Raw genomic sequence first — 21,632 nt, 5'->3', positions numbered from 1 at the left:
CTGTTGCCTGAAACCTGCATGAGGGGCGCACGCTTGCCAGCAATAGGGGCGAAGCCAAGGCGGCCTCAGGGCTTTATCGGGTCGGCGGATCGGCGAGCCGGGGGCCGAGGCGTCACGCCCCGCGCCGCCCGGCCCATACCGGCCCCTATTCCTGTCCGCGACTGCCGACCCGGCGTTCCACATCGGCCAGAAGCCCGTCAAGCGCCGCCCGGTCGTAGACCCGGCCATTGCTGATCACCGCCTCGATGCCACGCGTATGGCCGATCTCGACTAGCGGATCGTCGGCCAGGAGAAGCAGATCGGCCTCAGCGCCGACCCGGATCGTGCCGAGCTGGTCCTCCCGTCCGAGATAGCGCGCCGGTGTGTGCGTCGCCGCCCGCAGCGCGTCCATCGGGCTCAGCCCGGCCTCGACCAGCCGCGCCAGCTCCTCGTGTACGCTGATGCCCGGCACAATCATCGTGTCGTTGGCGTCGGTGCCGAGCATGACCGGCACTCCGGCTGCGTGCGCGATCGCAGTGACCTGAAGTCCCAGCCGGTAGAAGTCGCCATAATGGCTGCGGACCTCCTCCGGCGCGCCGGCGGTGCGGTCCAGATCCCGCTCCCATTCCTGCAGATGCGGTTCCAGCAGGTAAATCCGGGCGGGATGGGCGCGATACCCGGGCTCGCCGGCGCGCATATCCATCTCCCGCGTCCCGTGCGTCGGCACGAAATAGGTGCCGTTTTCCGCCAGCTCCGCCATCAGTTCCTGGCAGCGGTCCGGATCGAAAGTCGCGACGGTCTGCGACAGCCGCTCGGCATCGTCCGGCCATTCGGCTTCCGCTTCGCCGGCGAGCACGGCACGGATCCGCGCGCGATAGGTTTCGCCGAACCCGCTGCAATCGGTCACGATATCGGTGGCGTGCTCGATCGTGCGCATGCCGAGACGCGAAGCCTCCCCGGCCGAAACGACAAAGGGAATATGGCCTGAGACTTCCAGGTCCAGCTCGCCCGCGCGCTGCATCACGCCGTCAAGGGCGGCGGAAGAAATCGCGTGATAGAGCTTGATCAGATCGACGCCGCGCGCGTGCAGATAGTCGACCAGCGCCCGCCCCTCCTCGGCCGTGGCAGGCGTATAGAGCGGATCATGATCCGGTGGCAGATGCCCGGTCGGGTTGCTCTGCACGAAAGCGCTGGAGAGCCGGAGCAGATCCGGGCCCGGGATCTCGCCGGCACGGATTTGCGCGTCGTAGCGCAACAGGTCCTCGCGGCACAGGAAGGGCCCGCTCTGCGGCTCCCAGCAATCGCCGGCCATGTCGCGTACGCCGGTCACCCCGTGGGCGAGAAACAGCGCGAAACTCGTTTCCGCGACAAAGGACACATTGGTGTGGACGTGCATGTCCATCAGACCGGGGATGAGATAGCGCCCCTGCCCGTCAATGCGTCGTCCGTCGAAGGCCGCATCCGCCTCCGCGCTCGGCTCGATGGCGGCGATGAGCCCGTCGTCGACGGTCACACTCTGTCCCGTCATCACCGCGCGGGTGGCGGGGTCGATCACCGTGACGCCCTCGATCCGGACCGCGTCCTGGGCCGCGGCCGGGCTGTGCGCAGCAAGCGCCATGAGGGCGAGCGCCGACAGGCTCAACATCTTCATCTGGAAATTCCTTTCTTCGCCGCACCGGCCGGGATCGGCCCCATGCTTCTTCGCCGCTTAGATGCCGGCAGAACGGAATCGGGATGACATGAAAAATCTGGATGCAGGATTCATCCCGCCGCCACCCTGCCTGCATCTAACCCTGGAACCGGTCTTCAAGGAGCACCGCCATGGAAGACGACATCCTGGCCAAGTCCATCCCCATCCTGGTGACCGCCCTGGTCGCCGCCATCCCGATCAGCGCGCAATTCTTCGCCTGGCTGAAACGCCGGGCCGCGTTGAGGGTCGTACGGCTGATGGTGGAACGCTGCGAGCCGGTCGACCAGAAAGCGCTGGCGGCAATCGCCGCCGGCACGCGGCGACCGAAGCGCGATCTGCGGCGCGCCTTGCTGCTGCTCGCCCTGGTGCCGCCCGGCATTGGCGTGGCGCTGCTGATGGAAAACCAGCGCGCCATGCTGTTCGCGCTGTTCGTCACCGGCCTGCCGCTGCTGCTCGGCCTCGCCCATCTTGCATTTCATGTCCTGCTGCCGGACATGGACGACAGCTAAGCCTCGTGGCCGCGCACCCGCTCCATCAGATCGGCGACACCAAGCTGGTCCAGCTCTGCCAGGCCGCCGGCGATACCGGCGCCTTCGAGGAGCTCGTGCGCCGGCACCAGGGCGCACTGGTCGATTTCCTGACCTCGGTGACCCGGCATCGTCACGATGCCGAGGACATCGCGCAGACCGCTCTGATCAAGGCCTTCATGCGGATCGGCCGGTTTGACGGCCACTCGACCTTCCGGACCTGGCTCTGCGCCGTGGGCTACCGGGAATTCCTCATGCATGCGCGCCGCCACAGGGCGCATCTGCGCATTCTCGACCGCGCGCGCGGCGAAGTCCCGCCGCCGGCCGCCGCCGATCCGGACTGGCCGATCGATATGCGCAGAGCGCTGGAGGGGCTGAGTTCGGACGAGCGGCGCGGCGTGGTATTGTGTGACATCGCCGGGCTGACCCACGCCGAGGCGGCAAAATTGCTGCGCGTACCGGTCGGCACGCTGAAATCCCAGATCAAACGCGCGAAGTCGCGCCTTTCCTCGACACTGGGACCGGACACGGAGGAGAAAAGATGACCATCCTTCCGCCCCGGGCGAAGCGCCGCGCCCTCACCCTCCGGCTGCGCCTGCGGCTGGCCCGGCATGGGCGGCGGATCGTCACCAGCGCCATACTCGCAGCCTGGTTCGTCGCCTTCGCCATCGGACTGCCGCTCGCCGGCGACGGTTTCGCCGCGGACCCGCCGGGCTTCGGCCTGCTGGCACTCTATGCGCTGTTGGCGGCGCTGATGCTTTCATGGAGCGAGGCAGAGTGACCGGACGCTAGGGCGCGCAAGAGGGGCGAAGCCAGGGCGGCCTCAGGGCCATATCGGGGTCGGCGGCGCAGTCAGCCTCCCGGATCGGTCGCCCAGCAAAAAAGAAGCCCCCGCACGTGCGGAGGCTTCTGATCGGCACCGTTACAGGGGGCGTGCCCAGGAACGGCCCCTAGAACGGAATGTCGTCGTCCAGCGTGTCGGAGGAGAAATCCTCGCGCGGGCGGTCCTGGCGCTGTCCGCCGCCGCCGGAATAGCCGCCGCTGCCGCCGGACTGGTCGTCGGCCGCATAGCCGCCCGAGCGGCCGCCACCGCCACCTTCGCTACGGCCATCCAGCATCTGGAGCTCGCCGCGGAATTTCTGCAGCACGACCTCGGTCGTATAGCGGTCCTGGCCGCTCTGATCGGTCCATTTACGCGTCTGGAGCTGGCCTTCCACGTAAACCTTGGAGCCCTTTTTCAGATAATTCTCCGCGACCTTGGCCAGGTTCTCGTTGAAGATCACCACATTGTGCCATTCGGTCTTCTCGCGCCGCTCGCCGGACTGCTTGTCTCGCCACTGCTCCGACGTGGCGATACGCATATTGACCACCGGATCGCCGGAATTGAGGCGCCGGATCTCCGGATCGGCGCCCAGATTCCCGACAATGATTACCTTGTTTACGCTTCCAGCCATTCTACCATCCCGTCGAGCTTGCGTTCTTGTTGAAATTTGTTCACATAATGTTCCGCGCGTCAAGGCGCGGCGATTCCTGCCGAGTTCACCTTACTCTTGGCCCTGAGTCCATCGCCTCCGCTGAGGCGGCCGGAACCAAAACACATGCAAGGTGGATAGAGAGGTGTCGCTTTCCTAAGTAAGTCACTTCGCGCGAAGAGAGACCTGTAGGCCCGATGTCCGATCCGCATAAGCACATCTCCGTTCGCGGCGCCCGCGAGCATAATCTCAAGGACGTGTCCGTCGATCTGCCCCGCGACAGGCTGATCGTGTTTACCGGCCTGTCCGGTTCGGGCAAGTCCTCGCTCGCCTTCGATACGATCTATGCCGAGGGGCAGAGACGTTATGTCGAGAGCCTGTCGGCCTATGCGCGCCAGTTCCTGGAGCTGATGAGCAAGCCGGACATGGACTCCATCGAGGGTCTCTCCCCGGCCATCTCCATCGAGCAGAAGACGACCTCGAAGAATCCGCGCTCCACCGTCGGCACGGTGACCGAGATCTACGACTATATGCGCCTGCTCTGGGCCCGCGTCGGCACGCCCTACTCGCCGGCCACCGGCGAACCGATCTCGGCCCAGACCGTGTCCCAGATGGTCGACCGGCTGATGGCCCTCGAGGAAGGCGCAAAGCTCTATTTGCTCGCGCCCATCGTGCGCGGGCGCAAGGGCGAATACCGCAAGGAATTCGCCGAACTGCTCAAGCAGGGCTTCCAGCGGGTCAAGGTCAATGGCGAGTTCTATGCGCTGGAAGACGCGCCCGAGCTCGACAAGAAATACAAGCACGATATCGACGTCGTGGTGGACCGTATCGTCATCAAGGAAGGGCTCGAACAGCGCCTCGCGGACTCGCTCGAAACCGCGCTGCGTCTGGCCGACGGCCTCGCCGCAGCCGAGTTTGCTGCGCCGGCGATGTCCTCCCCTGCTCGCGGGGGAGGTGCCGGCGAAGCCGGCGGAGGGGGCGATGGCGCCAAAACCCCCTCAGTCAGCTCCGTTGACAGCTCCCCCGCAAGCGGGGGAGCACAAAGCTGGCAGACCGGCGAGCGGATGATCTTTTCCGAGAAGTTCGCCTGCCCGGTGTCCGGCTTCACGATCGAAGAGATCGAACCGCGCCTCTTCTCCTTCAACAACCCTTTCGGGGCCTGCCCGGCCTGCGACGGTCTCGGTCAGAACCTGAAATTCGACGAGGAGATGGTCGTCCCCGACCGCGAGAAATCGCTTTACGATGGCGCCATCGCGCCCTGGAACCGGGCCACGTCCAAGCTCTACCAGCAGACGCTGGACGCGCTCGCCGATCATTTCGACGCCTCGATGTTCACCCCGTGGCGCGATCTGCCGGAGGCTTTCCGCAAGATTGTGCTGTTCGGCACGAAGGACAAAATCACCTTCACCTACGAAGACGGGCTGCGCCAGTTCAAGACCACCAAGGCGTTTGAGGGTGTCATCCCGAACCTGCAGCGCCGCTGGCGCGAAACCGACAGCGCCTGGGTGCGCGAGGATCTGGCCCGCTTCCAGTCGTCCCAGCCCTGCGAGACCTGCGGCGGCAAGCGCCTGAAACCTGAAGCCCTCGCGGTGAAGGTTGGCGGCTGCGACATCTCCGAAGCGACCGAACTGTCCATCCGCAATGCCAACACCTGGTTTGAAGATGTCGAGGGCAAGCTCAGCGACAAGGAACAGGAGATTGCGCGCCGCATCCTGAAGGAAATCCGCGAGCGCCTGCGTTTCCTGGTCGATGTGGGTCTGGACTATCTCACCCTCAGCCGGGCCTCCGGCACGCTGTCGGGCGGGGAAAGCCAGCGCATCCGCCTGGCCAGCCAGATCGGTTCGGGGCTGACCGGCGTGCTCTACGTGCTCGACGAACCCTCCATCGGCCTGCACCAGCGCGATAACAGCCGGCTTCTGGAGTCCCTGCGCGGACTGCGCGATCTCGGCAATACCGTGATCGTCGTGGAACACGACGAGGAAGCGATCGATACGGCCGACTATGTCGTCGACCTGGGGCCCGCCGCCGGCGTTCATGGCGGCGAGATTGTCGCCCAGGGCACGCCGGAGGAAATCCGCGCCAACCCGAAAAGCCTGACGGGCCAATACCTCTCCGGCGCGCGGATGATCGAGGTGCCCGAACGGCGCCGCAAGATCGACAAGAAGCGCCTGCTCACCGTGAAGGGCGCATCCGGCAACAATCTGAAGACCATCGACGCGCAGTATCCGCTGGGTATTTTCTGCTGCGTCACGGGCGTCTCCGGCGGCGGCAAGTCGACCCTGACGATCGAGACGCTCTACAAGGCCGCGGCCCGCCGTCTGAACAAGGCCAGCGCCGTGCCCGCCACCCACGATACGGTCGAAGGGCTCGATCATCTCGACAAGATCATCGACATCGACCAGAGCCCGATCGGGCGCACGCCGCGGTCCAACCCGGCCACCTATACCGGCGCCTTCACCCCCATCCGCGAATGGTTCGCCTCCCTGCCAGAGGCCAAGACGCGCGGCTACAAGCCGGGCCGCTTCTCCTTCAACGTGAAGGGCGGACGCTGCGAGGCCTGCCAGGGCGATGGCGTGGTGAAGATCGAGATGCACTTCCTGCCCGACGTCTATGTCGAGTGCGATGTCTGTCACGGCAAGCGCTTCAACCGCGAAACCCTGGAGATCGAGTTCAAGGGCAAGTCCATCGCCGGCGTGCTCGACATGACGGTCGATGAGGCCGCCGATTTCTTCAAGGCCGTGCCATCCGTGCGCGACAAGATGGTCACGCTCCAGCGCGTCGGCCTCGGGTATCTGAAGGTCGGCCAGCCGGCCACCCAGCTCTCCGGCGGCGAGGCCCAGCGGGTCAAGCTGTCCAAGGAGCTGTCCAAGCGCGCCACCGGACGCACGCTCTACATCCTGGACGAGCCCACGACCGGCCTGCATTTCGAGGATGTGAAGAAGCTGCTCGAAGTCCTGCACGAGCTGGTCGAACAGGGAAATTCCGTCGTGGTGATCGAGCACAATCTCGATGTCATCAAGACCGCCGACTGGCTGATCGATCTCGGTCCCGAAGGCGGCGATGGCGGCGGCTATATCGTCGCGGCCGGCACGCCCGAACATGTCGCCGGCGTCGAGGAGAGCTGGACGGGCCGTTACCTGAAACCCCTCCTCGAACGCGACCGCAACCGCCAGAAGAAGCTCAAGGCGGGGTAGGGTTGGCGTTCGTGAGCAGCCGTTAGCCTGGCTCTCATCCGGCGTCGCCAGACGGGATCGGGATCATCCCCTCCATCTCTTTCATGATCCGGCCGGTTTCGGCGAGAATCTTGATGATGCGCTGGTAATGCTGAAGATCGGCGAAAGAGAGGGCGCGGCCCTTGCGGTCCTTCAGCCATTTCCGTGCGGGCTGGTAGCCGCCGATATGGAACTCCCACGCGATGCGCGGCACGTTCCTGAAGCTCTGCGTCTCGTTGATGAAGACCCAGCCGGTCCCGTCTCCCAGCTCCTCGAATTTCGGCTTGTCCACCGTGCCGTCGCCCTCGCCCTCGAACGGGTAGGGCGTCTCGCCGAGCGCGGCCGGTTCCATCAGGTGCAGGCGGCGCAGCTGCCCACCCTTCTCGGCAACTGACCAGAACACATCCGGGCTCTGCGGCCAAGGGATGCGCGGGAAATCGACCTTCAGGAACTCCTTGAAGGTCTCCCGATAGTCCGGGCTGTGCAGCACGCCATAGATGTAATCGAACACCGCGACTTCGTCGGGTTCGCCATGCTCTGGATGGGCGGCCAGCTTTCGGAGCTTTTTATAGAGCTTCGGGTCGAAATTGATGCGGCGGGATTGGTCGAGGGAGTCTTCTTGCGGGTAGAGGTAAAGGGGGAAGTGATACGATTGGATTGTCCTTTCGCCTGCCTTCATCTCAGAAGGATAATTGCTGACAAAGAATTGATTGATATCGCCTGATTTATTTTGGCGACCACATATAATCGCCACGTTCTCGTTGAACATATGCCTCATCAATCCCCGACGTGAATCTCCACGTGGAATTATCTCTCCAATTTTATTGATTGGGTAAAAGGTGAATCGATTGTCAAATGGCCGATAAGTAATCTTAATAATATCGTCAGAATTAGCGTTTTCAAAATTTTTACGCTGATTTTCGTGGATCCAGTCTTTCGTTTCATTGAAGTCATATTTTTGCGTAAGTTCGGAAGTTGGCAGGAAGGTAACGTCATGAGTCATCTGCATGGCATCCGACTCCGTAAAGTTATTTGTAATCAGAAGCTTGTCTTTACGAAATTTAATTCCACTTCCGAATTTAGGGATAAATTTATTTAAGGAAAAACCATTTTCATATTCATCAACATCCCCAAAATCTCTGTCCACAAACATGAATCTAGGCGAGACAGGATCAACTTCCTTGAATTTAGTTGAGTAAAATCCACTTTTTTCGAGACAATTATACTTTACATCTCGACTTCCATATATATCTTCAACAAATACCCTCGCCCTTTCTGATTTCCCTGACTTGACACCAATAGTTATTGCAACACCCTGACGAATATCGAAGACATTCTGATCCAAACCACCGCCTGGTGCTTTTTCTTTTTTATTGGAGTCGCCGTGAAGATTTAGTACGTAAATTGAATCAAATGTATCGATCAGATGCATTCTCATTTTTCTATGAACTACACCATCGAGAAATGAATTATTAGAAATAAAACCAAAAACACCTACACCGTTTTTGTTTATCATGTACTCAGCAAATCGTATAAATTTCACATAGTCATCTGAAAGGGCGTTTAAACTTCTCTCGGAAAGATTCTTCTTGTAATCGTTCACAAGATTCTGAATCCATTCACCTTTGTTCGTGCTGCTGATAGAATACGGCGGATTTCCAATCACCACCATGATCGGCATGTCGTTCTTGATCGTATTGGCCTGCTTCGCCTCTCGGGCCAGCCACTGAGCGAAGAGGGACTGATCGACCGGCTCGCCCTCTTCCAGCGAATTGGTGAGATAGACCGACAGACGTGGCGGGGTGCCGGACGGCTTGTAGCCGAGTTCGGTCAGGATCATGTCGAGCTTGAGGTGGCACATGGCGTAGGAGGCCATAAGCAGCTCGAAGCCGTGCACGCGCGGGATCAGCTCCTCCTCGACATATTGCGACCAATGGCCGGGCGCGACGTTCTTCACCTTCGCGCTGATCTGCTTGATCACCTCGGCAAGGAATGTGCCGGTCCCGGTCGCGGGATCGAGAATCTGGACGCGGTGAACGTCCTTCTTCACGATGTGGCGTTCCCCGCGCTTGGAAAGGTCACCCTTGCTGGTGCGCCGCACCTGGCCGGTATCGAATTCGATCTGGACCTTGGACGTGTCGGCGAGGCCGTCGGGCAGGCCGAACTCGGTCTGCAACACCTCGTCCACGGCGCGCACGATGAAATTGACGACCGGCTCGGGCGTGTACCAGACGCCGCGCGCCTTGCGCTTCTTCGGATTATAGGCCGACAGGAAGGTCTCGTAGAAGTGCAGGAAGGGATCGTTCTGCGCGGTGAGACGGCCGAAATCGGCCATGATTTCTTTCAGGTTACAGGCCAGGAAAATCTTGGCGAGATCGTCGATGATCCATTCGATGCGATCATCGAGTTCCGGCCCGGCGATATAGCCGAACAGGCTGCGCAGGAACGGGTTGGATTTCGGCAGTAATTCCAGCGCCTCGCTGCGCGAGAAGGTGTCGAGCGTGTTGTCGTGCAGGCGCGCGGCGAACATGCCATAGGCAATGGTCTCCGCGTAGAGATCGGCGAAGTCGGCCGATGTGATGTCGTGGATGAGGTGTTCCCTGAACGCCTCGTACTGGGCGACGAGTTCGGTTTCCTCGCCGTCCTTCAGGTCCCGGATCAGGGCGCGGCCCAGCACGTCCTTTATCAGCACTGCCTTGGCCGCCATCATGGTGGCGAGGCGCTTGGACGAGGTAATGGTGCGCGGGCGCTCGGCGAGGAAAGCCTGAAGCTGGTGCTCCAGCTCCTCGAAACGCTCCGGCTTCGCCTGCAATCCCATCAGAAAATCGGCGATCGAGATCGACCGGATCAGCTCCTGATCGCGATAGAAGTCGAAATCGACGCCGTTGGTGTAGAGCAGGTTCGGGAAGCCCGCGAGATAACGCTGCTTCTGCTCGACCGAGTAGCCTTTCAGCGCCCGGATATCCTTGTCGATATCCTTCGCCTCGCAATAACCGATGGGCACGCCGTCGCGCTGGAAGATGAAGTCCGGCGCACCGAAATCGGTGCGCTTGGGTTCGTTGACGACGGTGAGCCCATCATCGAGCGTCTTGAACAGGAATTCCAGCGCCGGGCGGTAGCTGTGCTCGGTCGCCTCGCCGGTGGCGTAGACCGTTTTGACCCGCTCGAAGTATTCGGCAACGACACTCACTCGCTTCCCCTCACATTTGCATGTGAAAGGCATAGACGCTCTCAGCAAGTTCGCAAACCGATCCGGTCCAAGTCCGAAGCCTTGAGAATCTGTGGAAAAGTGTTAATAATAGAGGTCTGCCCCGGAAGCGCTGCGTGCCGATACGGCTTTTCCGAAACCTCATGTTTGATGTGAAATCGCTTGCACAGGCAGTGCACAGTAGAGGCAGGCTAGAAACCGCAAAGACATCCATGTCTCCACAAGGCGCGGGCTACCCCGAGGTGGCCGGCGCCTCTTCCTGTCTGGCGCCGTATTTGCCGGCAGTCCGGTCTAGAACATCCTCGGTCTAAAACATCATCGTCAGGACCCAGACCGATCCCCCGATCGTGGCAAGCGATGCCAGGATGCCGAGGACGATGACGATCCCGTCATGGGTGGTCAGTCCCAGGCTCAAGAGGATCAGGGCCACCGCCGGGATCACGATGCCGCCGGGGACGCTGGCATAGATCAGCATGAGAATGCTGACGAGCAGGCACAGGATGGAGATGAGGCGCGGCATCGGATCGCGCAGGGCCAGCGCGAAGCGCGGGACCACCATGCGGTCGATCCATTTGATGACCGGCCTGGATTTTTCGAGTCCCTTTTCAAACCCGTCGCGGTCCATCTTCATGTTGCGGATCGGCGAAGGCAGCCAGAGCTTGGGCTTTGACACGACGAAGTGAAACGAGATGAAGAAGGCCAGGCCCGCCATCGCATAGCTGACGCCGGGCAAGGCTCCGACCACCGGCAGGACCGAGAGAAGCGCCGGGATCAGGAGGAGCGGCCCGAAGGAGCGGTGAGCCAGCGCTTCGAGAATATCGTCCACGCTGATCTTCTCGCTCTCGCCCTCTTTCGTCAGATCCTCCAGGACGTCCTGGAGGCTGGACGGGTCGGAGTCCACGTCGTCCTTGTCGTCCTGTTTCTGGGCCCGGGTCTTGTCGCTCGCCATGGTCCGGCTCTCCGCAGGTCTGCGCCTACCGCGCTTGCCTGCGCGTCCTCGTCAAACGCCAAAGCATGAAGAGGGAGAAGGTTCCGAATACAAGCGCCTGGGCGAGGATTTGCGGCTGGAAGCCGGAGCTGGCCGCCATGCCGGTCGCCTGCTCGAACACCCGGCTGACCGCCTCGCCTATGGTCGCCTCGGGCTGGCTGGCGATCATGTAGCTCACCGGACCGATCACGGAGACCGCGTTGAAGGCGCCGTGCAGTCCGATCACGCCCCAAAGCGACCCCTGCCGCAAGGCGAGAAGGCCCAGGAAAAGTCCCGTCATCGAGATGCCGGCCAGCGCCGCGAGCCCCATGTAGAGCCCGCTCATGAAGACCTGAAGGTGGAAGAGCGCGAAGACGAGCGCGGTCACGCCAACCCCGGCGATCCGGCCCCAGCGCGCGCTCAGCGTGCTCATCAGCCATCCGCGAAACACGATCTCCTCCACCCCGCCCTGGATGAAGAAGAAGGCCGCCAGCCCGCCAATGACCAGCCAGACCGTCGGGTCGACCAGCCGCCCCCAGTCCGCCGCTTCCGCCGCGTCCGTGACGTCCACCGGGGCAATCAGCCCGATCAGCAGGCCGGTCGCCGACAGGGCGATGATCGCGGCGATGGCGAGTCCGGCCCCGTTGACGAAGAGCCTCCCCGCCCGCTCCGCGCGAAAGCCGATCGTGGAGAGGCCGCGTCGTTCAAATCCCGACACCCAGGCGAGCGACAGCCCGCCCCAGGTCAGGAACAGGACCAGCATGAGCGGAAAGAAAATGACGGGCGGCGGCAGATCCGAGAGCGCGGCCGTCATCGCTTGCGGGTCCGAGAACACGCCCGCGCCATGGGCCGAGACCGTCCAGGCGATCTGGCCCACGACCATGGCGATCGTGGCGACAAGATAGAAGCCGACCACGAGCGCGATGGCGCCCGCGCCCCAGCTGCGCCGAGCGTTCGGCGGCCATGGCGCATAGATAGCGGTGCGTGCCGGACTGTCTGCGGTCTCGAAGGCGGGAAGGTGCTCGCTCATCCTTCGTGCGGCGCGTCCCCGACAGAGCCCGCCGGCGCACCGATGTCCTCGGTCCGCGCCGTGTCACCGCCCGAGTGGCGCACAGCCGCATAGGCCCCGACGCCGTGCCACAGGCCCTCCATGAAGACCTGCATCACGAATTGAAGCAGCAGGAAGAGGATCAGGGATGCCGCGATCCCCGGCTGGCTGAACAGCTGGCCGGCCATGTCGAACACCTGCTCGGCGGTCTTCACCCCGGTCGTGCTCATCTGCTCGATCGCCTGGAACGACCCGGCAAACCCGGCAAACAGGACGATCTGCTGGATGATCCCGACGATCACGCCCAGCACGAGGTAGACGGCAAGGAGCAGCAGGTAGGACAGGAACATCCAGCCCACGATGCCGCGCGTTGCCGAAAAGCTCTCGAACACGCGAAAGGCCCGCTCGTTGATCGTCATGGCGGGACCGGCCGCGAACTTGATCGCCAGCCAGATGAGCGCCACGCCGATCGCTATCGAGAACAGGAAGCCGAGCAGGCCTGCGCCCAGTCCCGACCAGACCGAGCCCTCACCCGCCGCGATCAGTCCGGCGCCGCCAGCCCCGGCAAGAACGAAGAAGACCGAACCGAAGAGGCTGATCACGATCGCGATGGCGAGAAGCACGATATTCACGCCGAGCAGGCGTAGCTCGTCGAGCCCGAAGCGGAGCGGGATGACCGGCTTGACCTCGTCGCGGGTCATCAGGCGCAGCCAGGCCGCCTGCACGGAAACCAGCACGATGATGTAGAGCACCGTGCCCAGAAGGCCTGTCAGGCCGAATGAGCCTATGATCGCAAGGACTTCGCCGAATTCTGGCTCGGCCTGGCTCTGCGCGAGCCTCATGATGGTGGCCAGCGCCGGGGCGAGCGCTGCAAAAAGGATCGAGACCAGCACCGCGTAGGCGATCAGCTGCGTGATCAGGATCGCAAGGAAGCCGCCCGGCCGGCGGCCGATCGCCTTGAAAAAGAAAAAAGTCGCATTCGCAAAGTCGTAGCGTTGCTCGCTCATCGCCAATTCCCCCTGGCCTGACCGTTCCGGGATGGCCGGTTCGCCACCCCTCTCACGCGAAGACTAGCCTCTCACAGCTGACGCGTCTTGTCAGTTTCGAGACGGTGGGCGTTCTCCCGGGCATAAATCCGGTACAAAGCACACACGAGGCCGGTCAGCGGGGCGCCGAGCAGGACCATTTTCAGACCGCCATAGACGAAGCTGATCGCGGCGAGGCCGAGCGGCGAACCGGTCACATCGCCGTTCGCGTTCACCAGACTCTGCGGGCTGGCCGGAGCTATGCCGAATAGCGTCCCGAGAGCGGAATTGATCATGAGGATCATGACGAGAGCGGGGAAAATAACGGCGGCTGCGCTGAGTGTAATGGCGACAAAGCGGCCGGTAGATAACGGCCAGACCGACAGAATGCGCACCCGCCGGCCGTCCAGCGTCGCCGGCACACCCAGCGAAAGCCTCGAAAACAGCCAGATCGAGAAGATCGCAAATCCGCCCATCAGAACCAGCGCGACGGCCCATTCGCCTGGTCCGAAAAGCGAGAAAATATTGATAAACCCTTCTGGCGGCTCACTCATTCCGACCCGCTCCGCACCGATCATCGCCAGCGCCGCGAGCATGAAGGCCAGCACGACCAGCGCCGTGCCCAGAACCGTAAAGCTCAGAATTACAACTAGAAACGCCACCCAGATCAGGCGCAACTCATCGCCTCCGGCCTGGAAGCCGAGCGGAGTGGAGGCCTGCATCCCCAGCGCGACACGCCCCCATCCGGCCAGCACGACGCAGAAGATCCCGAACGCGGCCAGCGTTGCGATCAACGCCCCGAGCCCTGCGGCCGACGAGCCTGCCGCCAGGTAGAGCGTCAACACGCTTTGCACCGCAAAAACAACGCCGTAGAGGCCAGCCCCGGCCAGCACCATGCGGGCGTTGGCGATCGGAAATTGGAGGGCGGCGCGCAGGGCGCCCGGTTCGATCCATCTCATGGGAGCGGACTTAGCCCGATTGGACCGTCCGGCCAAGCCGGGTGCGGCATCCGGTCCGGCGCGGGTCACCTCACCTCCCCCATTTCACCGCCGCCCCAAATCGCCTATATCCGCGCCATGACCCACACCACCCCCATTCATATCGTCGGCGGCGGCATGGCCGGTTGCGAAGCAGCCTGGCAGGCCGCCGAGGCGGGCGCGCGTGTCGTGCTTCACGAAATGCGCCCGGTACGCAAGACCGAGGCCCACCAGACCGATAGCCTGGCCGAGCTCGTCTGCTCCAACTCTTTCCGCTCCGACGACGCCTCCACGAATGCGGTCGGCCTGCTGCACGAGGAGATGCGCCGCGCCAACTCGCTCATCATGGCGATGGGCGATCGCCACCAGGTGCCCGCCGGCGGTGCGCTCGCCGTGGACCGGGATGCCTTCGCCCAGGCCGTCACGGCGGCCATCGAAGCCCACCCCAATATCGAGATCGTGCGCGAGGAGATTGCCGGGCTGCCGCCGGAGGACTGGGACAGCGTGATCGTCGCGACCGGCCCCCTCACCTCTCCCGCGCTCGGCGAGGCCGTCCACGCCCTCACAGGTGAAGGCGAACTGGCCTTTTTCGACGCGATTGCGCCCATCCTCTATGCAGACTCCATCAACATGGACGTCGCGTGGAAACAGTCGCGCTACGACAAGGGTGACACCGAAGAAGACAAGGCGGCCTACATCAATTGTCCGATGGACAAGGACCAGTACGAGGCCTTCATCGACGCGTTGCTGGCCGCGGAGAAGACCGAGTTCAAGGACTGGGAAAAGGACACGCCCTATTTCGATGCCTGCCTGCCCATCGAGGTCATGGCCGAGCGCGGGCGCGAGACGCTGCGCCATGGCCCGATGAAGCCGCGCGGCCTGACGAATGCGCATGACCCGGACGTGAAGCCCTATGCGGTGGTGCAGCTGCGCCAGGACAATGCGCTGGGCTCTCTGTTCAACATGGTCGGCTTCCAGACCAAGATGAAATACGGCGTCCAGACCGACATTTTCAAGATGATCCCGGGTCTGGAAGATGCCCGGTTTGCCCGTCTCGGCGGCATTCACCGCAACACCTTCCTGCATTCCCCGCGGGTTCTGGACGGTGTGATGCGCCTCAAGGCCCGGCCTTCCTTGCGTTTTGCCGGCCAGATCACCGGCGTCGAAGGCTATGTGGAAAGCGCGTCCATGGGATTGCTCGCGGGCCGTTTTGCGGCCGCGGAAAAGCTCGGACTGCCGGTCACCCCGCCCCCGCCAACGACGGCGCTGGGTGCTTTGCTCACCCACATCACGACCGGCCATGTGCCTGGCAAGAAAGGCGCTTTCCAGCCGATGAATGTCAATTTCGGCCTCTTCCCCGATATCGAGGCGCCGAAGACCGACGCCGAGGGCAAGCGGATTCGCGGCAAGGCCAAAAGCAACGCCAAGAAGATGGCCCAGTCGGCCCGCGCCCTCGCCGACATCGACGCCTGGCTGGACCGCCGGGCGGAGGCCGCGGAGTAGCTAAACCCGCCCGGTGAGCGATCCCCACATGAGACGCCACTGGCGCTGGAAGAGTGGGCGGTCGACTGGTTCGCGGTAGGGATCGCCAGCTCTCTCTGCCGTCCGCAAATAGCCGCGCGCAAGGCCGGCATAGCCGACCGCCGGGAAGACCGCGGCCGGCAGCGCCTGGCGCGTCTGCGACAAGGTCATCGCCTGTGTGCGCGCCTCCGCGAACAGCCCGGACAGGGCCGCCTTGACCGTTTCCGGCTTGCGTCCGCGTGTCAGGTCGATCTCCGTGAGGCCCTGCCCGGCAAGCTCGTCCGCGGCGAAGGGCGGACGTCCAGCCGACGCGAGCGCGGGCAGTGCCCGAATGAGCCCGGTCAGGCCCCATAGCCGTCCTGCGGCCTGAACGGCGGTTCCGGCTTCGCCGGAGAGGTCGAGCTCGGGGTCGAGCAGCCGGACCGCAGCCTGCATCAGCGCGACGGCGGTCCGGTCCACATAGTCCAGCCGGTCGGTGCGGGTCGGGAACGGACCCGCACCGAGATCGGCATTGCGCGCTTCGATCAGCGTGATCAGCGTTTCGCGGTCCGGGCCGCCCGGTGCCATGCGCAGCTCGCTCAGGGCTTCGTAGATATCGTGCCGGCGCACCTTGGGCGGATCGGCAAACAGATCCTCGACCGCGTCGCGTGACCACTGCAGACGCATCTCGCCGATCATGGGCTCGCTGACCGCATCGGGGATGCGCGCGATCTCGTGGTAGAAGGCATAGAGTGCGTACAGGCGCCCGCGCGGCTCAGCTGGCGCAAACAGCGCCGCCAGGCGCCGGTCGGGGTCGTCCGTGGCAAGAAGCGCGTCGAAGTCGGTCACGAATTGTGGGTCTCCACGGTGGACAGGGCTGTATGACGCCCCATATGAAATTTGAATTGAAAAAGGCCAACCCGAACGGGGTGTTCTGCGTTGGTCAATTACATCTGTCGATAAAGGAGACATTCAAGATGGCTTTTTCGCTGCCTGACCTTCCCTATTCCAAGGACGCCCTGGCGCCCCACATCTCCTCCGACACGCTGGAATTCCACCACGGCAAACACCACAAGGCCTATGTCGACAAGGCCAATGATGCGATCAAGGGTACCGAGCTGGAAGGCCAGGATCTGGTCGATGTGATCCGGAAATCGTGGGCCACCAAGAACATGGGCGTGTTCAACAACGCGGCCCAGATCTGGAACCACACCTTCTACTGGAATTCGATGAGCCCGAACGGCGGCGGCAAGCCGACCGGCGAGGTTGCCGATGCGATCGATCGCGATTTCGGCTCCTACGACAAGTTCGCCGACGAGTTCAAAGCCGCCGGTGCCGGCCAGTTCGGCTCGGGCTGGGCATGGCTCGTCGTCAAGAACGGCAAGCTGGAAGTGCGCAAGACGCCGAATGCCGAGCTGCCGCTCACTGAGGAAGGCGCCCATCCGATCCTGACCATGGACGTTTGGGAACACGCCTATTATCTCGATTATCAGAACAAGCGCCCCGACTATATCGGCGCCTTCCTGGACAAGCTGGTCAATTGGGACTTCGCGAACGAGAATCTCAAGAAAGCCTGACCTGTTTCGCATTAGAGATTGACCTTGGAGACGGTCGCGGCAAGCTAGCCGCGACCGTTTTCATTTAGGGGGATCTCATGTCGACACGCGCCTGGCTGGCCGCCATTGTGGCCACACCGCTGCTTCTCACGGCCTGCACCCAGCAGGGTCGCTTGCAGGAAAGTCCTGGAGAGCAGCCGGAGACGCCCGCCGCGCCGCGTCTCGATCCCGATGTGCTCGCTGGTTTCGACGCCCGGCTCGATGCCCTGGCTGCCAGCGGGGACCGTTCGGGCTTCGTCGCAATCCTGGCCGACGATACCGAAATTCTTCATGTCAGCGAGGCCGGCTACGCCGACATCGAAACCGGCCGGCCGATGGATGCCGACACGGTCGTACGCATCGCCTCCATGACCAAACCGGTCACGGCAGTGGCCATCATGATGCTCGTCGAGGACGGAGCGATTTCGCTGGAAGATCCGGTGTCCGACTACATCCCCGCCTTTGCAGAGACCGAAGTGGCCACTTCACTGCAGGTTGACGGCACCTATGAAATCCCCACCGAGCCCCTTGCCCGCCCCATCACGATCGAGGACCTGCTCACGCACACATCCGGCATTGGCTATGTCTTCGACTACGAAACCAATCTCGGCGCGCTCTATATCGATCAGGACATCTACGCGATGGAGGGCAGCCTTGCCGAGCGTATCGAGGCTCTTGCCGGCCTGCCGCTCTACTTCCAGCCGGGCGAGCGATGGTTCTATTCCTACGCCAACGACGTGCTGGGCCGGGTAGTGGAAGTCGCGTCAGGACAGCGTCTGGAGGCGTTCATGGACGCCAACATCTTCACCCCGCTGGGCATGGACGACACGAGCTTCTTCCTCAACGAAGAGATCGAACCGCGCCTGGCCACGCTCTACACTCATGGCGACGATGGCTCGCTGACCGCTCTGTCCGTCGAACAGGACCTTATCCGCAACGCCGAAGTGGAGGCAGGAGGGGCCGGCCTGTTTTCGACCGCCAACGATTACATCCGCTTCGGCCTGATGCTGGCCGGAGGAGGAGCGCTTGGCGATGTGCGGCTGCTGGAAGCGGACACCGTGGCGACGATGGTAACACCGCACGTACAGGGCGAGCGCATGCCGGACGGCATGTCGGCGATCAATCTCGGCTATGGATATGGCTTCGGCGTCTATGTCGCCGATGCGCCGGAGGGCGTGCCCGGCCATGCGGGTGATTTCGGATGGGGCGGGTATTTCGATACCGATTTCTTCGTCAGTCCGTCCACCAATCTCGTCGGGGTCATCCTGGCGCAAGAGCAACCGGGGCCCACGACCGGCGAGACCACCGGCGCACGCGGCATCTTCCGCGCGCTGGCGTTCGAAGCCCTTCCCGAGAGGGGCGACGGCTAGACCGCGATCAGCGCCGCGCCCACGCGGCGCGCTTCGCCTGCAATGATGTTGTAGATGCGGCAGGCGGTGGGCGTGTCCGCCACCTCCAGCCCTATGCCCGAATCGCGAAACAGCTTGCGCACTTCCGGCGCCGGATGGCGCATACGCGCCCCGACCCCGAGAACGACAACGTCCGGACGCGTCTGCGCCTCGACGAATACGGCAAAGTCATCAGCCGTGAGACTCTTTGCGTCTGCGCCACTGGGCATGGGCCAGGCCAGCGCCTGACCGGCGAAGAGCTTGATCGAGCCCTCGTGCCGGTCGCCGGCTATGCGAAACCCGCCCTCACCGAAGGCATCGATGGCCAGCGGTGCATCAGCATGACGTTGGCGTTGTGCCATGGGCCTAGGCTTCCTCGTCCTCGTCGCTGGTACGCTTGACCCCGGTCAGGGTCAGGAGTGGAGCCGCCACGAAAACCGACGAATACGTTCCGATCACGACGCCCCAGATCAGCGCGAGCGCGAACCCCTGGAGAGCCGCGCCTCCGATCAGAGCCATCGCTATGAGCGCAACGAGCGTCGTGCCGGAGGTCAACACGGTGCGCGACAGCGTCTTGTTGATCGCCTTGTTCAGGACCTCCTCTGTGGGGAGTGTCTTGAACTTGCGGAATTTTTCCCGGATGCGGTCATAGACGACGACGGTGTCGTTCATCGAGTAACCGACAATGGTCAGGATCGCGGCGATGGTCGAGAGGTTGAATTCGAGCTGGGTGACCGCAAAGAAGCCGATCGTCGCGATAACGTCGTGGATCAGCGCCAGCACGGCGCCGACCGAATACTGCCATTCGAACCGGAACCAGATGTAGAGCAGCATCAGGAAGAGCGCGGCGATAACCGCGGTGGTCCCGGCCACCACCAGCTCACCGGAGACCTGCGGGCCCACGACTTCGAGGCGGCGATATTCGATGCCTTCGAACTGGTCTGACAGCGCGGCCTGGATCTGGCTCCGCACGACCTGCTGAGCCTGTTCCTCGTCGATCCCGGTTTCTTCGACACCGGGCATGGCCATCACCGCTTCCGGCGACATCGTGCCGACGGTGATGAGTACTTCGGTGTCCGAGCCGAAGCTCTGAACATTGACCGCCGAGATGCCGATCTCCTCCATCGTGGAGCGGATAGTGCCCAGATCGGCCGGCTCCTGGGTCTGCACCTCGATCAGCGTACCGCCGCGAAAATCGATGCCGAAATTCAGTCCCACGACAAAGAAGGCCGCGAGGGAGCCGAGCATCAGAACGGCGGAGACCGCGAAGGCGGCCCAGCGCAGCCGGATGAAGTCGAAGCTGGATTCGGTGGGGATGAAGCGGACGAGCGCGAGTTTCATGATCTGTCTTTCCCCTTACATCGCCAGCGTCTTGGGACGCGAGCGCCGCAGCCAGACCGCGATCAGCAAGCGTGAGAAGGTGAAGGCGGTAAATACCGATGTCAGGATGCCGATACCCAGCGTCACGGCGAAGCCGCGCACCGGACCGGCCCCCATCATGTACAGCACCGAAGCGGCGATGAAGGTCGTGACGTTGGCGTCCAGAATGGCGGCAAACGCGCGGTCGTATCCGATCTCGACGGCGTTCACCACGGTGCGCCCGTTGCGGTATTCCTCGCGTATGCGTTCGAAGATGAGCACGTTGGCATCCACGGCCATGCCGATGGTCAGGATGATCCCTCCGATACCCGGCAGGGTCAGCGTCGCCTGAAGGCCTGACAGTGCGCCCAGGATCAGCACGACGTTGACGAGAAGCGAAACCGTCGAGACGACACCGAACGAGCCGTAGGCGGCCAGCATGAAGAGGATGACCAGGGCAAAGCCGATGAGGACAGCGGTCTGACCGGCCTCGATGGAGTCCTGCCCCAGCCCAGGTCCCACGGTGCGCAGCTCGACCGGGGTCAGCGAGGCGGGAAGCGCGCCCGCATTGAGCATGTTGGCGAGATCGCTCGCCGACTGGACGGTGAAGCCGCCCTCGATGATGCCGGAGCCGCCCAGGATCGGGCTGTTGATGCGCGGCGCCGAGATCACCTCACCGTCAAGAACCACGGCAAAGCGGCGACCGACATTCTGCGAGGTTGCCTCGCCGAACGCTGTGGCGCCGGACGTGTTGAAGCGGAAGGCCACAACGACCTGGCCGTCCTGGAATTGCTGGCTTGAATCGACCAGCTGGTCGCCGGTGATCAGCGCGCGGCGCTGCACGGCGATGTAGGGGCTCGCGCCGAACTCGGCGGCGCCGGGATAGGGCAGCACCATCACGCCCGGCGGTGTCCGCGCTTCGCCGGCCGGACCGATGTCCACATCGCTCTCGACCATGTGAAAGGTCAGACGGGCCGCCGTTCCAACCAGATCGATGATCCGTTGAGGATTACTCTCGCCAGGCACCTGGACCAGCACACGGTCATCGCCCTGGCGGGCAATGGTGGGTTCGGTCGTGCCGGTGGAGTCGATGCGCCGGCGGATGACGTTGATCGACTGACTGACGGTACGCTGCTGAATGGCTTCAAACGCCGCGTCGGTGACCGAGAGCCGGATCGTCTGGCCGTCCTCGCCGCGCGAGATGTCGAGCGTCTGGGCCATGCCCTGCCCGCCACCGGTCGTCGTGACCGGCTCGTTGAGATCCCGCAGGCGCGCCATGGCCGCGTCCATGTCTTCGGCATCGGACAGACGCACGACGACTTCGTCGCCGACGACCGCCGGACGCGCCGAAAAGATGGGCGGGCTGGTGCGCAGCGTGTTGCGCACATCCTCGGCCAGGTTGGTCAGGCGCTCTTCGCGCACCTCTTCCATATCGACTTCAAAGACGATGTGAGACCCGCCGCGCAAGTCGAGACCAAGATTGACGGTCTGGTGCGGCAGTATCGTCCAGATACCTTTGGGCTCGGGCGCTTCGCCCTCGGAACTGGTCTGTTCCAGCCGGACGGATTCGGGAACGAAGTTCGGTACGCTGAACAGCACACCGACCACGATCGCACCGACAATGAGGGCGATCTTCCAAGGCGCAAAATAAAGCATGACGCTCCTGCGAGATTAGTCGTCAAAGC

The 21,632-nt window shown here is 63.1% G+C and carries 18 protein-coding genes; 7 read left to right on the top strand and 11 right to left on the bottom strand.

Annotation, left to right across the window (positions count from 1 at the left end; all coding sequences use genetic code 11):
• Positions 1–145 precede the first annotated feature (145 nt).
• Positions 146–1,630: an amidohydrolase family protein gene (locus PGP17_RS08130; protein ID WP_270374916.1), complete on the bottom strand. Its 1,485-nt coding sequence runs from the start codon at positions 1,628–1,630 to the stop codon at positions 146–148.
• A 170-nt stretch (positions 1,631–1,800) separates the two neighbouring features.
• Between PGP17_RS08130 and PGP17_RS08125 the strand changes: the two genes are divergently transcribed.
• Genes PGP17_RS08125 through PGP17_RS08115 form a run of 3 tightly spaced genes read left to right on the top strand, consistent with a single transcriptional unit; the run spans position 1,801 to position 2,977 of the window.
• Complete coding sequence (locus PGP17_RS08125) at positions 1,801–2,178, top strand: hypothetical protein (RefSeq protein WP_158291177.1); 378 nt, start codon at positions 1,801–1,803, stop codon at positions 2,176–2,178.
• A gap of 5 nt (positions 2,179–2,183) precedes the next feature.
• Positions 2,184–2,741 (top strand): RNA polymerase sigma factor, encoded by a 558-nt coding sequence (locus PGP17_RS08120; RefSeq protein ID WP_270374915.1) that lies wholly within the window; start codon positions 2,184–2,186, stop codon positions 2,739–2,741.
• Entirely contained in the window at positions 2,738–2,977 is a 240-nt protein-coding gene (locus PGP17_RS08115; protein WP_270374914.1) for a hypothetical protein, read from the top strand. The genes PGP17_RS08120 and PGP17_RS08115 overlap by 4 nt, the downstream gene beginning before the upstream one ends.
• Before the next feature lie 169 nt (positions 2,978–3,146).
• Here the strand turns inward: PGP17_RS08115 and ssb are convergent, their stop codons facing one another.
• The gene (ssb, locus tag PGP17_RS08110) at positions 3,147–3,650 is read right to left on the bottom strand and encodes a single-stranded DNA-binding protein (RefSeq protein ID WP_270374913.1); all 504 of its coding nucleotides are present in this window, start codon (positions 3,648–3,650) and stop codon (positions 3,147–3,149) included.
• Positions 3,651–3,865: 215 nt separating this feature from the next.
• Between ssb and uvrA the strand changes: the two genes are divergently transcribed.
• Positions 3,866–6,862, top strand: a complete 2,997-nt coding sequence (gene uvrA, locus PGP17_RS08105) for an excinuclease ABC subunit UvrA (protein WP_270374912.1) — start codon at positions 3,866–3,868, stop codon at positions 6,860–6,862.
• A gap of 34 nt (positions 6,863–6,896) precedes the next feature.
• Here the strand turns inward: uvrA and PGP17_RS08100 are convergent, their stop codons facing one another.
• The 5 genes from PGP17_RS08100 to PGP17_RS08080 form a co-directional block, all read right to left on the bottom strand.
• Entirely contained in the window at positions 6,897–10,070 is a 3,174-nt protein-coding gene (locus PGP17_RS08100; RefSeq protein WP_270374911.1) for a type ISP restriction/modification enzyme, read from the bottom strand.
• Between the two features lie 325 nt (positions 10,071–10,395).
• A complete protein-coding gene (locus PGP17_RS08095; RefSeq protein WP_270374910.1) occupies positions 10,396–11,037 on the bottom strand; it encodes an exopolysaccharide biosynthesis protein in 642 nt (213 codons plus the stop codon).
• Between the two features lie 25 nt (positions 11,038–11,062).
• On the bottom strand, positions 11,063–12,085 hold the full coding sequence (locus PGP17_RS08090) for a CPBP family intramembrane glutamic endopeptidase (protein ID WP_270374909.1): 1,023 nt from the start codon (positions 12,083–12,085) through the stop codon (positions 11,063–11,065).
• Complete coding sequence (locus PGP17_RS08085; protein WP_270374908.1) at positions 12,082–13,110, bottom strand: hypothetical protein; 1,029 nt, start codon at positions 13,108–13,110, stop codon at positions 12,082–12,084. The genes PGP17_RS08090 and PGP17_RS08085 overlap by 4 nt, the downstream gene beginning before the upstream one ends.
• Before the next feature lie 71 nt (positions 13,111–13,181).
• Positions 13,182–14,087 (bottom strand): hypothetical protein, encoded by a 906-nt coding sequence (locus tag PGP17_RS08080; protein ID WP_270374907.1) that lies wholly within the window; start codon positions 14,085–14,087, stop codon positions 13,182–13,184.
• A gap of 117 nt (positions 14,088–14,204) precedes the next feature.
• Here PGP17_RS08080 and trmFO point away from each other — a divergent pair, with 117 nt between their 5' ends.
• Positions 14,205–15,608 carry a methylenetetrahydrofolate--tRNA-(uracil(54)-C(5))-methyltransferase (FADH(2)-oxidizing) TrmFO gene (gene trmFO / locus PGP17_RS08075; protein ID WP_270374906.1) on the top strand — a complete coding sequence of 468 codons (1,404 nt, stop codon included), beginning with the start codon at positions 14,205–14,207 and terminating at the stop codon, positions 15,606–15,608.
• Here trmFO and PGP17_RS08070 read toward each other — a convergent pair whose 3' ends face one another.
• Positions 15,609–16,454 (bottom strand): phytoene/squalene synthase family protein, encoded by an 846-nt coding sequence (locus tag PGP17_RS08070; protein WP_270374905.1) that lies wholly within the window; start codon positions 16,452–16,454, stop codon positions 15,609–15,611.
• Between the two features lie 128 nt (positions 16,455–16,582).
• Here PGP17_RS08070 and PGP17_RS08065 point away from each other — a divergent pair, with 128 nt between their 5' ends.
• Positions 16,583–17,182, top strand: a complete 600-nt coding sequence (locus PGP17_RS08065; protein WP_135943425.1) for a superoxide dismutase — start codon at positions 16,583–16,585, stop codon at positions 17,180–17,182.
• A 77-nt stretch (positions 17,183–17,259) separates the two neighbouring features.
• Positions 17,260–18,570 carry a serine hydrolase domain-containing protein gene (locus PGP17_RS08060; RefSeq protein ID WP_270374904.1) on the top strand — a complete coding sequence of 437 codons (1,311 nt, stop codon included), beginning with the start codon at positions 17,260–17,262 and terminating at the stop codon, positions 18,568–18,570.
• Here the strand turns inward: PGP17_RS08060 and PGP17_RS08055 are convergent.
• Genes PGP17_RS08055 through secD form a run of 3 tightly spaced genes read right to left on the bottom strand, consistent with a single transcriptional unit; the run spans position 18,567 to position 21,603 of the window.
• Entirely contained in the window at positions 18,567–18,950 is a 384-nt protein-coding gene (locus PGP17_RS08055; RefSeq protein WP_233342129.1) for an Mth938-like domain-containing protein, read from the bottom strand. The two genes, PGP17_RS08060 and PGP17_RS08055, sit on opposite strands and share 4 nt — an antisense overlap.
• Before the next feature lie 4 nt (positions 18,951–18,954).
• On the bottom strand, positions 18,955–19,929 hold the full coding sequence (gene secF, locus PGP17_RS08050) for a protein translocase subunit SecF (RefSeq protein WP_270374903.1): 975 nt from the start codon (positions 19,927–19,929) through the stop codon (positions 18,955–18,957).
• A 15-nt stretch (positions 19,930–19,944) separates the two neighbouring features.
• A complete protein-coding gene (secD, locus tag PGP17_RS08045) occupies positions 19,945–21,603 on the bottom strand; it encodes a protein translocase subunit SecD (RefSeq protein ID WP_270374902.1) in 1,659 nt (552 codons plus the stop codon).
• Between the last annotated feature and the right edge of the window lie 29 nt (positions 21,604–21,632).

Origin of the sequence: Marinicauda sp. Alg238-R41, assembly GCF_947331485.1 — a bacterium.
GTDB lineage: Bacteria > Pseudomonadota > Alphaproteobacteria > Caulobacterales > Maricaulaceae > Marinicauda > Marinicauda pacifica.
Note: the sequence above shows the minus strand (reverse complement) of the source record. Positions and strands in the feature narration are given on the sequence as shown.